General features: G+C 68.8%; 7 protein-coding genes and 1 tRNA gene. 4 read left to right on the top strand and 4 right to left on the bottom strand.

Annotation, left to right across the window (positions count from 1 at the left end):
• Positions 1-85 precede the first annotated feature (85 nt).
• Positions 86-1,534, top strand: a complete 1,449-nt coding sequence (locus NJQ99_RS12310; protein ID WP_269333124.1) for a multicopper oxidase family protein — start codon at positions 86-88, stop codon at positions 1,532-1,534.
• A gap of 173 nt (positions 1,535-1,707) precedes the next feature.
• On the opposite strand, the gene mtgA is transcribed toward NJQ99_RS12310, so the two are convergent.
• Genes mtgA through NJQ99_RS12325 form a run of 3 tightly spaced genes read right to left on the bottom strand, consistent with a single transcriptional unit; the run spans position 1,708 to position 8,517 of the window.
• Positions 1,708-2,397, bottom strand: a complete 690-nt coding sequence (gene mtgA, locus NJQ99_RS12315; RefSeq protein WP_269333125.1) for a monofunctional biosynthetic peptidoglycan transglycosylase — start codon at positions 2,395-2,397, stop codon at positions 1,708-1,710.
• 46 nt (positions 2,398-2,443) lie between these two features.
• The gene (gltB, locus tag NJQ99_RS12320; protein WP_331283331.1) at positions 2,444-7,000 is read right to left on the bottom strand and encodes a glutamate synthase large subunit; all 4,557 of its coding nucleotides are present in this window, start codon (positions 6,998-7,000) and stop codon (positions 2,444-2,446) included.
• Between the two features lie 56 nt (positions 7,001-7,056).
• Positions 7,057-8,517, bottom strand: coding sequence for an NAD(P)-dependent oxidoreductase (locus NJQ99_RS12325; protein WP_269333126.1), 1,461 nt, complete (start codon positions 8,515-8,517; stop codon positions 7,057-7,059).
• A 476-nt stretch (positions 8,518-8,993) separates the two neighbouring features.
• Between NJQ99_RS12325 and NJQ99_RS12330 the strand changes: the two genes are divergently transcribed.
• Entirely contained in the window at positions 8,994-9,791 is a 798-nt protein-coding gene (locus tag NJQ99_RS12330) for an undecaprenyl-diphosphate phosphatase (RefSeq protein ID WP_269333127.1), read from the top strand.
• Here NJQ99_RS12330 and NJQ99_RS12335 read toward each other — a convergent pair.
• Positions 9,766-10,785 (bottom strand): complex I NDUFA9 subunit family protein, encoded by a 1,020-nt coding sequence (locus NJQ99_RS12335; RefSeq protein ID WP_269333128.1) that lies wholly within the window; start codon positions 10,783-10,785, stop codon positions 9,766-9,768. The genes NJQ99_RS12330 and NJQ99_RS12335 overlap by 26 nt on opposite strands.
• Before the next feature lie 191 nt (positions 10,786-10,976).
• Here NJQ99_RS12335 and NJQ99_RS12340 point away from each other — a divergent pair.
• Positions 10,977-11,063 (top strand) — tRNA-Leu (locus NJQ99_RS12340).
• An 84-nt stretch (positions 11,064-11,147) separates the two neighbouring features.
• Positions 11,148-11,759, top strand: a complete 612-nt coding sequence (locus tag NJQ99_RS12345) for a ribonuclease D (protein WP_269333129.1) — start codon at positions 11,148-11,150, stop codon at positions 11,757-11,759.
• The last annotated feature ends 44 nt before the right edge of the window (positions 11,760-11,803 follow it).

The following is an 11,803-nucleotide window of genomic DNA, read 5'->3' on the forward strand; positions in this document are numbered from 1 at the left end:
AGACCGGCGCGGGGGCGCCTCGCCAGTGCGTCCGGACGGAATATTTTGTGCGAGGATGGCGGAATAAACGGCACGAGGGATGGCCATGTCGGTGAGGGAGATAACGCGCCCGACGCGGCGGCAGGTTCTGGCGGGCGGGGTTGCGCTCGCCGGCGGCGCGGCGCTCGGCGGTTTGCCGGGCATCGCGCGGGCGGCGGTTTCGGGGAATGGCCGGACGGTCGAGGCCGGGGCCGCGCGTGTCGGCCTTCTGGGCGCGAACTGGCCCGAGACGGACGTCTGGGCCTTCGACGGGCGTGTGCCGGGCCATGTGCTGCGGGTCCGGCGCGGGGAGGAGGTGGACGTCACCCTCTCCAACGCGCTGGCCGAGGACACGACGATCCATTGGCACGGGCTGCGCCTGCCGAACGCCATGGACGGGGTGCCGCACGTGACGCAAGCCCCGGTCGCGCCCGGTGAGACCTTCCGCTACCGCTTCGCCGCGCAGGACGCGGGCACCTTCTGGTACCACCCGCACTCGCGGTCCTACGAGCAGGTGGCGCGCGGCCTCTTCGGCGCGCTGGTGGTGGAGGAGGAGACCCCGCCCGCCGTCGACCGCGACCTGCTCTGGGTGCTCGCCGACTTCCGCATGACGCGGGAGGGCGCAATCGCGGAGGATTTCGAGAATCGCCACGACCTGACGCATGCCGGGCGCCTCGGCAACACGGTGACGATCAACGGGCAGGTGCCGGACCGGGTGCCTGTGCGCGCGGGCGAGCGGGTGCGCCTGCGCCTCGTCAACGCTGCGGTCGCGCGCGGCTTCACGCTCGGGTTCGGCAGTCTCGCGCCCGCCGTGATCGCGCTCGACGGTCAGCCCGTGCCGGTGCATGCCGCGCCGGACGGGCGGGTCGTGCTGACGCCGGGCCAGCGCGCCGACCTGATCCTCGACATCCCCGCCGAGCCGGGCAGCGTCGTCGAGGTAGTGGACGGGCATTACCGCGGCCAGGACTACCGCCTCGTCAGCCTCGCGGCCGGGCCGGACGCGCCGCTGCGCACGCACGTGGCCGATGTGCCGGCGCTTGCCCCCAACCCGCTGCTCGCCGAGCCCGATTTCGAGCGTGCCGAAACCTATGTGCTCGAGATGGGCGGCGGCATGATGAGTGGCATGTCGAGCGCCATCGTCGACGGGCAGGACATGGGTCTGCGCGAGATGGTCATGCGCCACGGCCTCGCCTGGGCGATCAACGGCATCGCCATGACGCACGATTATTTGGCGCAGCCTCTGATGACCCTTGGGCTGGGGCGGTCCTATGTGCTCGACTTCCGCAACGACACCGCGTTCGAGCATCCGATGCACCTGCACGGCCATCACGTCCGGGTGCTGCGCGTGAACGGGGAAAAGGTGCCCCACGCCCCCTGGCGCGACACCGTGAACGTGCCGCCGCGCGGCCGTGCCGAGGTCGCCTTCGTCGCCGACAATCCGGGCGACTGGATGCTGCACTGCCACGTCCTCGCGCACCAGCACGGGGGCATGATGGGTTTGGTGCGCGTGGGCTAGGGTGTGGCGTTCCAGAACCCGCCGTCGTCCCCGGCCACCGTGCCGGGGACCCATGCGCGGGGAGATCGTGATGCAGGCGAGGCCGGCGCCGCCGCTTCCGTTATCCTCGCATCCGTCCGTGTTCATGGATCCCCCGGGACAGGCCCGGGGATGACGGTTTTTGGACGCGCGCCTTACTCCCGCGCGAACGGCAGGCACTCGCCGAGGACGAGACGCACGTCGCCCATGCCGCGCGCGACAGTGCGCCGCCGGTCGGCGAGCGACGGACTGTCCACGCGCCATGCCTTCGGGTTCGGCAGGATCGAGGCGAGCGCTGCCGCCTGGCCCACGCCGAGGTCGCGTGCCGCGACGCCGAAGTGGTGCCGAGCGGCGGCGTCCGCGCCATAGATGCCGGGGCCCCATTCGGCGATATTGAGATAGACCTCCAGGATACGTTCCTTCGGCCACAGCACCTCGATCAGGACCGTGAACCAGACCTCCAGCCCCTTGCGCAGCCACGACCGCCCGTTCCACAGGAAGGCGTTCTTCGCGGTCTGCTGGCTGATCGTGCTGGCCCCGCGCAGGGCCGCGCCGTTCCGCCACGCCTCTATGGCGCGGCCGATCTCCTCCAGGTCGAAGCCGGGATGCAGGCAGAAGCGCGCGTCCTCCGCCGCGATGGCGGCCCAGGCGATCCGGGGGCCGAGGGCGTCGAGGGGCAGGTTCGAACGCACGACCTCGCGCCCTGCGAGCCGGTCGGCCAGCATCGGGCTGGTGATGGGAGGGTCGACGGCGCGGTAGAGAGCGACCCAGGCGATGCTGAGCCCCGCGAGCACGACGAGCGTGGCAAGCGCCGCGCGCGCCCAGTCGCGCAGGCGCGCACGCAAAGGGCGGCGGACCGTGCGGCCGCCGCCCTTCGCCGGTGTCTTTGGCTTACTCCGCGGCACCCGCCGCCGCGGTGTCCGACAGCGGATGGCTCAGCCGGTTCACCATCTCCTTCGGGCAGACCTGGATGAAGCGCGGCAGTTCGAGGTCCCAATGCGCGAGGATCTCCCGGGCGAGCTGGGAGCCGGTCTCGCGCACATGGGTTTCGATCAGGCCGCGCAGCACGCCTTCCCAATGGCGCGATTGCACCGGCTGCCAGATCACGGAATCCGGGTTGATGCGCTCGTCGAACCCCTCGTCGGTCACGTGGACGAAGGCCATGCCACCCGTCATGCCGGCGGCGAAATTGTCGCCGACCGAGCCGAGAATGACCGCCGTGCCGCCCGTCATGTATTCGCAGCCGTTGGCGCCGCAGCCCTCGATCACCACTTCCGCGCCGGAGTTGCGGACCGCGAACCGCTCCCCCGCCTGGCCTGCGGCGAACAGCTGTCCCGCCGTTGCGCCGTAGAGCACGGTGTTGCCGATGATCGTGTTGTCCTTGGCCACGAGCGGGCTTTCGGTGACCGGGCGCACGACGATCATGCCGCCCGACAGGCCCTTGCCGACATAGTCGTTGGCGTCGCCCTTGACCTCGATCTTCACGCCCTGCACCGCGAAGGCGCCGAGCGACTGGCCCGCCGATCCGCGCAGCCGGATCGTCAGATGGCCCGGATTGAGGCCGCGCATCCCGAACTTCCGCGTGATGTGGGAGGAGGTGCGGGCGCCCACCGCGCGGTGCGTGTTCCGCACCGTGTAGGCAAGCTCCATCTTCTCCCCATGCTCGAACAGTGGGGCAGCGTCGCGGACGATCTGCGCGTCGAGCGTGTCGACCACCTCGTTGCGCTCGCCGGGCTTCAGCGTGCAATAGCGCGCATGCCCGCCCGGGTCCGCCTGCACCAGCAGCGGGTTGAGGTCGAGGTCGTCGAGATGCGCCGCGCCCCGGCTCACCTGCGCCAGCAGGTCGGTGCGCCCGATCGCCTCGTTGAGCGAACGCAGGCCGAGGCTCGCCAGGATCTCGCGCACCTCCTCGGCGATGAAGGTGAAAAGGTTGACGACCTTCTCCGGCGTGCCCACGAACTTCTTGCGCAGCGCGTCGTCCTGCGTGCAGACGCCGACCGGGCAGGTGTTGGAGTGGCACTGCCGCACCATGATGCAGCCCATGGCGACCAGCGAGGCGGTGCCCACGCCATATTCCTCCGCCCCCATCATGGCGGCGATGACGATGTCGCGGCCCGTCTTCAGGCCGCCGTCGGTGCGCAGCAGGACCCGGTGGCGCAGGTTGTTGAGGGTCAGCACCTGGTTCGCCTCGGTCAGGCCCAGTTCCCACGGGATGCCGGCGAACTTGATCGAGGTCTGCGGCGAGGCGCCCGTGCCACCGGAATGGCCGGAGATCAGGATCACGTCCGCCTTCGCCTTGGCCACGCCCGCCGCGACCGTGCCGACGCCCGACTGCGCGACCAGCTTCACGGTCACGCGCGCCTTCGGGTTGATCTGCTTCAGGTCGTAGATGAGCTGCGCCAGGTCCTCGATCGAGTAGATGTCGTGGTGCGGCGGCGGCGAGATCAGCATCACGCCGGGCGTGGAATGCCGCAGGCGCGCGATCATCTCGGTCACCTTGAAGCCCGGAAGCTGGCCGCCCTCGCCCGGCTTGGCGCCCTGCGCGATCTTGATCTCCAGCTCGCGGCAATTGTTCAGGTATTCTGCCGTCACGCCAAAGCGGCCCGACGCCACCTGCTTGATCGCCGAGGAAGCGTTGTCGCCGTTGGGTTTCGGCTTGAAGTGCGCCGGATCCTCGCCGCCCTCACCCGAGTCGGACTTCGCACCGATGCGGTTCATGGCGATGGTCAGCGTCTCGTGCGCCTCCGGCGACAGCGCCCCCAGCGACATGCCCGGCGTGACGAACCGCTTGCGGATCTCGGTGATCGATTCGACCTCGTCGATCGGGACGGCCTTGCCTGCCGGCTTGAAGTCGAGGAGGTCGCGCAGCGCCACCGGCGGCTGCTTGTGGACCGCCTCGGAATACTTCTTGTAGGCGGAGTAGGATTCGTCCGTCACCGCCTGCTGCAGCAGATGGATGAGGTTGGCCTCCAGCGCGTGGCTCTCGCCGCCGCGGCGGTAGCGGTAGAAGCCCCCGATCGGCAGCGGAACGGCGTCCGTGCCATAGGCCTTCTCGTGGATCTCCATGACCTTGTGCTGGATGCCGGCGAGGCCGATGCCCGAGATGCGCGAGGGCATACCGGGGAAGAATTCCGCCACCAGTGCGCGCGACAGGCCCACCGCCTCGAAATTGTAGCCGCCGCGATAGGACGAGATGACCGAGATGCCCATCTTGGACATGATCTTCAGCAGGCCCTGGTTCACCGCCTCGGTGAAGCGGGCGACGCACTCCTCCAGCGACATGTCGCCGAAGAGGCCGCGCGCATGCCGGTCGGCGATGCACTCCTGCGCCAGATAGGCGTTCACCGTGGTCGCGCCGCAGCCGATCAGCACCGCGAAATAGTGCGGGTCGAGGCATTCGCCCGAGCGCACGTTGAGGGAGCAGAAGGTGCGCAGTCCTTGCGCGACCAGGTGGCTGTGCACGCCGCCCGTGGCAAGGATCATCGGCACCGGCGCACGGTCGGCGCCGCTCTTCTCGTCGGTCAGCACGATGTGCTGGAAGCCGCGGCGCACCGCGTCCTCTGCATCGGCGCGTATGGCGTCCAGCGCGTCCTTCAGCGCCTCGTCCCCGTCGGCGGGGGCGAAGGTGCAGTCGATCTCGTAGACGTGCTCGCCCATGATCTCGCGCATCTTGGCGAACATGCCGTTCGAGACGACGGGGCTTTCCAGCGTGAAGATCTCGACCTGCGCGGAGCTTTCGTCGAGCACGTTCTGCAGGTTGCCGAACCGGGTCTTGAGGCTCATCACCCGGTGCTCGCGCAGGGGGTCGATGGCCGGGTTGGTGACCTGGCTGAAGTTCTGACGGAAGAAATGCGACAGCGGGCGGTAGGTCTTGGACAGCACCGCAGACGGCGTGTCGTCGCCCATGGAGCCGACCGCTTCCTTTGCGTCCTCCACCATCGGGTGCAGGATCAGTTCCATGTCCTCGAGCGTCAGCCCCGCGGCAACCTGGCGGCGGCGCAGGTCCTCCTTCCCGAACAGGCGCGGCTCGCGCACCGCCTCGATGTCGGAATCGAGCTCGCGGACGTTCTGGATCCACTCCTCGTAGGGCTGCTCGGCGGCGAGCTTGTCCTTGATCGCGCGGTCCCGGTAGAGCTTCTTTTCCACTAGGTCGACGGCGATCATGCGGCCCGGGCCGAGGCGGCCCTTCTCGATCACGCGGTTTTCCTCCAGCACCACCATGCCGGCTTCGGAACCGGCGACGATCAGCCCGTCGCGGGTCACGGCATAGCGCATGGGCCGCAGGCCGTTGCGGTCCATGCCGCCGATGACCCAGCGCCCGTCCGTCGCGGCGAGCGCTGCGGGGCCGTCCCACGGCTCCATGACCGAGTTGGAATAGGCGTACATCGCCCGGTGCGCTTCCGGCATCACGGTCACGCGCTTCGACCAGGCTTCGGGCACCAGCAGCGTCTTGGCGAGCGGCGCGGTGCGGCCCGCGCGCACCAGCACCTCGAACACGGCGTCGAGCGCGGCGGAATCCGACGAGCCCGGCTGGATGATCGGCTTCACGTCCTCCGCATGGACGCCGAAGTTTTCCGACGCCATCGGGATCTCGTGGCTCTTCATCCAGTTCGAGTTGCCCTTCAGCGTGTTGATCTCGCCATTGTGGGCGAGCATGCGGAAGGGCTGGGCCAGGCGCCACTGCGGGAAGGTGTTGGTCGAGTAGCGCTGGTGGAAGATCGCGAAGCGCGATTCGAAGCGCTCGTCCCGCAGGTCGGGATAGAACTCCGACAGGTGCTCGGCCAGGAACATGCCCTTGTAGATGATCGACCGGCACGACAGCGAGCAGATGTAGAAGTCGCGGATCGAGGCGGCCATCGCCGCTTTCTCCACGCGGCGGCGGATGAAGAACAGGTCGCGCTCGAACCGCTCCTCGTCGACACCCTTGGAGTTGGCGAGCAGGATCTGCTCGATCTCCGGGCGGGTGGCGTTCGCCTTCTCGCCGAGAACGTCGATGTTCACCGGCACCTGGCGCCAGCCATAGATGTAGTAGCCGAACTTCAGCACCTCCTGCTCGACGATCGTGCGGCAGACCTCCTGCGCGGCGAAATCGGTGCGCGGCAGGAAGACCTGGCCGACCGCGAGGCGGCCCTTCAGCGGCTCGTGCCCGGTGCGGGCGACGTGCTCCTTGAAGAACTCCTGCGAGATCTCGACGTGGATGCCCGCGCCGTCGCCGGTCTTGCCGTCGGCGTCGACCGCGCCGCGGTGCCACACGGCCTTCAGCGCGGCGATGCCCTTCTCCACGACCTCGCGGCGCGGCTTGCCGTCGATGGCGGCGACGAAGCCCACGCCGCAGGCATCGTGCTCGAACGCCGGATCGTAGAGGCCTTCGGCGGCCAGCCGCTCGCGCTCGCGCTCCATGCGCGCGATCTCTGCGAAGCCGGTGTCGATGATGGGGCGGTCGGTCATGGGCGCATCCCTCGTTCTTCTGTGTCCTTGATGGCGTGCAGGTCGCGTCGGGCCGGTCAGGCCGCGCGCACGCCGGCCGTCTCTCCGGCGGCCTTGGTCTTGTTCTGGATATAGGCGTGCATGGCTTCCGCAGCGTCGCGGCCGTCGCGGATCGCCCACACGACGAGCGAGGCCCCGCGCACGATGTCGCCCGCGGCGAACACGCCCTCCATCTCGGTCATCTGGGTGTGGAAGTCGACCTTGACCGTGCCCCAGCGCGTCACCGGAAGCTCTGGCGCGCCGAACAGGGTCGGCAGGTCCTCCGGATCGAAGCCCAGCGCCTTCAGCACGAGGTCGGCCTCGACCGTGAACTCGCTGCCCGCCACTTCCTCCGGCCGGCGGCGGCCCGTGGCGTCCGGCAGGCCGAGGCGCATCCGCACCGCGCGCACGCCCATCACCTGGTTGTCGTCGTCGGCGAGGAAGCCCTTGGGCGCGGCCAGCCACTCGAAATGCACGCCTTCCTCCTCGGCGTTCGCCACCTCGCGCTGCGAGCCCGGCATGTTCTCCCGGTCGCGGCGGTAAAGGCAGGTGACCGAGGTCGCGCCCTGGCGCACGGCGGTGCGCACGCAGTCCATGGCCGTGTCGCCGCCGCCGATGACGACGACCTTCTTGCCCTCCGCCGAGAGGCGCCCGTTGCGGAAGTCCGGCACCTCGTCGCCGAGGCCCACCCGGTTCGAGGCCGTCAGGAACTCCATCGCCGGCAGGATGCCGTCGGCGCCGGAGCCCGGGCCGTCGATGTCGCGCGCCTTGTAGACGCCGGTCGCGATCAGCACCGCGTCGTGCTTCTCCCGCAGGTCGGCGAGCGTCGCGTCGCGTCCGACCTCGAAGTTCATGCGATACTCGATCCCGCTGTCGGCGAGGCGCTTGGTGCGCCGTTCCACGACCTCCTTCTCAAGCTTGAAGCCGGGGATGCCGTAGATCAGCAGGCCGCCCGCGCGGTCGTACCGGTCGTAGACGGTGACCTTGTAGCCCTTGCGCCGCATCTCCTCCGCCGCGGCGAGACCCGCGGGGCCGGCGCCGACGATGCCGATGGACTGCTCAAGCTCGCGCGGCGGGGTAAAGGGCTGGATCCAGCCTTCCTCCCACGCGGTGTCGTTGATGTATTTCTCGACCGCGCCGATGGTGACCGTGCCGTGACCCGACTGCTCGATCACGCAATTGCCCTCGCACAGCCGGTCCTGCGGGCAGATGCGGCCGCAGATCTCCGGCATGTTGTTGGTCGCGCTCGACACCTCCCATGCCTCCTGCAGGCGGCCTTCCGCCGTCAGCTTCAGCCAGTCGGGGATGTTGTTGTGCAAGGGGCAGTGGACCTGGCAGAAGGGCACGCCGCACTGCGAGCAGCGCGAGGCCTGCTCGGCCGCCTTGGCCTCCGCAAACTCCGCATAGATCTCGTCGAAGTCGCGCTTGCGCGTGTCGGCGCCGCGCTTCTCGGGCATCTGGCGCCCGACCTTCACGAATTGCAGCATGCGTTGAGCCATTTTCGCGTCCCTTTGTGTTCTTCAAGCGCAGGCGTGATGAAGCGCAGCGTGATCTCTGGCATGGCACCGGGGCGGCCGCAGGGCCGATCTTCGTGCCGGCCTCCCTCCGTTACGGCGTCGTGCATGCGTGCCGGTCATCGGGGGTCCGGCCACCCTGTTCCGGCGTCCGGGCCGCCGGCTTCCGGGCGCGCTCGGCCCTCTACATAGCGCCATGCCGGCACGCGGCCAAGCGATTTTTCCAATTTAGGCATCAATACGAGACTAAATTGGCGCCCATTGCCCCGAAATCCACCGTTGGGTCGAAGGGTGCCCGGCATGTGCCGCGCGTTTCTGTCATATTGGTTCCGATATGAGACTAATTGAGGTGGCGGCTGTGGCGGGCTGGGCCTGGTCAGCAATTGTTATCCCAGGCCTGCTAGGATACCCCTCGCTGGCCCCGGAGTTGCCGGCGCGTTGCTAGGGAGATCCGCAAGGACATGGAGTTCATCCAGCTTGCCGTGCTGGCCGTCGTGCAGGGCATCACCGAGTTTCTGCCGATCAGTTCCTCGGCCCACCTGATTCTCGTGCCGGTTCTCTTCGGCTGGAAGGACCAGGGGCTCCTGATCGACGTCGCGCTGCACGTGGGCACGCTGGCTGCCGTAATGGTCTATTTCCGCAAGGAAACGGCCATGCTGATCCGTGGCGGCTTCGATGTCGTCCTGTTCCGGCGGACGGATGCCGCGCGGCTCGCCCTGATGGTGGTGGCCGCGACGGTGCCCGTGATGGTGGCGGGCCTGCTGTTCAAGGACATGATCGGCAGCGACTTCCGCGCGCCCCTGCTGATCGCGGCGACGACCATCCTGTTCGGGGTGGCGCTGTGGGTGGCCGACCGCAAGGCCGACCGGGCGGAGCGGCTGTTCGCCGGCATCACCTGGCGGGACGCGATCCTCGTGGGGCTGGCCCAGGCGCTGGCGCTCATTCCCGGCGTCAGCCGGTCGGGCATCACGATGACGGCGGCGCTGCTGCTCGGCTATTCGCGGCCCGAGGCGGCGCGTTTCGCGCTCGTCCTGGCGATACCGACGACATTCGCGGCGGGTGCGCTTGCAACCCTCGACCTTGTCCAGTCCGGCGACGCCACGCTGCAGCTCGACGCGGTGATCGCGGCCGCACTCGCCTTCGTCAGCGCGCTGGCGGCGATCTGGGCGATGATGCTCTGGCTGCGCCAGGCGACCTTCACGCCGTTCGTGATCTACCGCCTCGCGCTTGGCGTCATGCTTCTGTGGGTGTTCCTGTAGGGTCGTAGCCCACGTCCGTGAACTGGCCGTGCTTGCGGAACCGGTAGAGGTAGGTCGGCACGACCGCCTCCGCCGTGGCCGCCTCGATGCCCAGAGTCTCCAGCGTCCGCGCGCCCTCGGCCGCGACATTGTCGCGGGTCAGCTGCGCGATCTGGTCGCGGGTGATCGGCGGCGTGATGAGCGGCAGCATCTCGAACACCGCTGCCTGCGCGCGCGCCACAGGCACGGGCAGCGGCAGGAGGAAGCGCTTGCGCCCGATGATGCGCAGGGTCAGCTCCATCAGCTCGCGGAACGTGTAGACGTTCGGCCCGCCAAGCTCGTAGATCTCGCCCCCCAGTGCCGGGTTTTCCAGCGTGCGGGCAATGGCTTCCGCGACGTCGGCGACGTAGACCGGCTGGAAGCGCGTGGACCCGTCGCCGATCAGCGGCAGGAAGGGCGAGATGCGGGCCATCGCGGCGAAGCGGTTGAAGAACTCGTCTTCCGGTCCGAACACGATTGAGGGGCGGATGACGGTGGCGCCGGGCATGTGCTCGCGTGCGGCAACTTCGCCCGCGGCCTTGGTGCGGGCATAGGCCGACGGGCTCTCCGGGTCGGCCCCGATCGCCGACATCTGCACGAACTGCGTGACGCCCGCAGCCGCCGCGGCAGCGGCGACCCTGTCCGCACCATCGGCCTGCAGCGCGCGGAAGGTCTGGCGCCCGCTCTCCACAAGGATGCCGACGAGGTTGATCACGATGTCCGCGCCTTCGACAGCGCGCGCGACGGAGGCGGCATTGCGGACGTTCGCCTGTATCGGCATGATCTGGCCGACCGTGCCCAGCGGCTTCAGGAAATGCGCCTCGTTCGGGCGGCGGACGGCGACGCGGATGCGCGCGCCCGACTTCGCCAGCCGGCGGACGAGATGGCGCCCGACGAAGCCCGAGCCGCCGAAGATCGTGACGAGCTTGCCCTGAAGCGGAAGCTGCCCGCGGGCATCGCGCAGATTGTCGGCCATGGTCCTGCTCTCCCTGACGCATGTGCGGCGCCGCACCTTGGCGCCGCCCGACGATATAACCCGGGCGGCGCGGCCTGTCAGCCGTTCGTGGCGTAAAAACGGGGCCGTTTCGGCTTGCCGTCAAGAATCCCTGCGATGGCCGATTGACAGACGCCGCGAGGGCCGTTACTCACCCCTCCGCTGCTTGCTGAGCCCAGGTGGCGGAACTGGTAGACGCGCTAGCTTCAGGTGCTAGTGATCGAAAGGTCGTGGAGGTTCGAGTCCTCTCCTGGGCACCATTTCCCCCGGTTTCGGGGCCCTTGCCGGGGCATGTCCGCCATCCGGGGCCGGGCCGCGACGGGAATGAGGGGGAAGCAGGGCGCATGGCGATCCATCTTCACAAGGGCGATTTGCCGGACGGACTCGGTCTCGGGCCGGTGGTGGCGATCGACAGCGAGACGCTGGGCCTCAACCCGCACCGCGACCGTCTTTGCGTCGTGCAATTGTCGGCGGGCGACGGCGACGCTCACCTGGTTCAGTTTGCCCCGGACACCTACGACGCGCCTAATCTCTGCCGCCTGCTGGCCGACCCGGAGGTGCTGAAGCTCTATCATTTCGCGCGCTTCGACGTGGCGGTGATGGAGTACTATCTCGGCGTGCGCGCGGAGCCCGTCTATTGCACCAAGGTCGCGTCGAAGCTGGTGCGCACCTTCACCGACCGCCACTCGCTCAAGGACCTGGTGCGGGAGTTCGCGGGTGTGGAACTGTCGAAGCAGCAGCAATCCTCCGACTGGGGGGCGGAGACGCTCTCCCAGGCGCAGATGGAATATGCCGCGAGCGACGTGCTCTACCTGCACAAGGTGAAGGCCGGGCTCGACGCCATGCTGGCGCGCGAGGGGCGGACCGCGGTGGCGCAGGCCTGCTTCGACTTCCTGCCGGCGCGTGCCTGGCTCGACATCGCGGGCTGGGCCGAGACGGATATCTTCGCGCATTGATGCGCGCCCGGTGCACCGCCCCCGCGCCGCGCGCATGCGTTGTT

Origin of the sequence: Futiania mangrovi (assembly GCF_024158125.1) — a bacterium.
Classification (GTDB): domain Bacteria; phylum Pseudomonadota; class Alphaproteobacteria; order Futianiales; family Futianiaceae; genus Futiania; species Futiania mangrovi.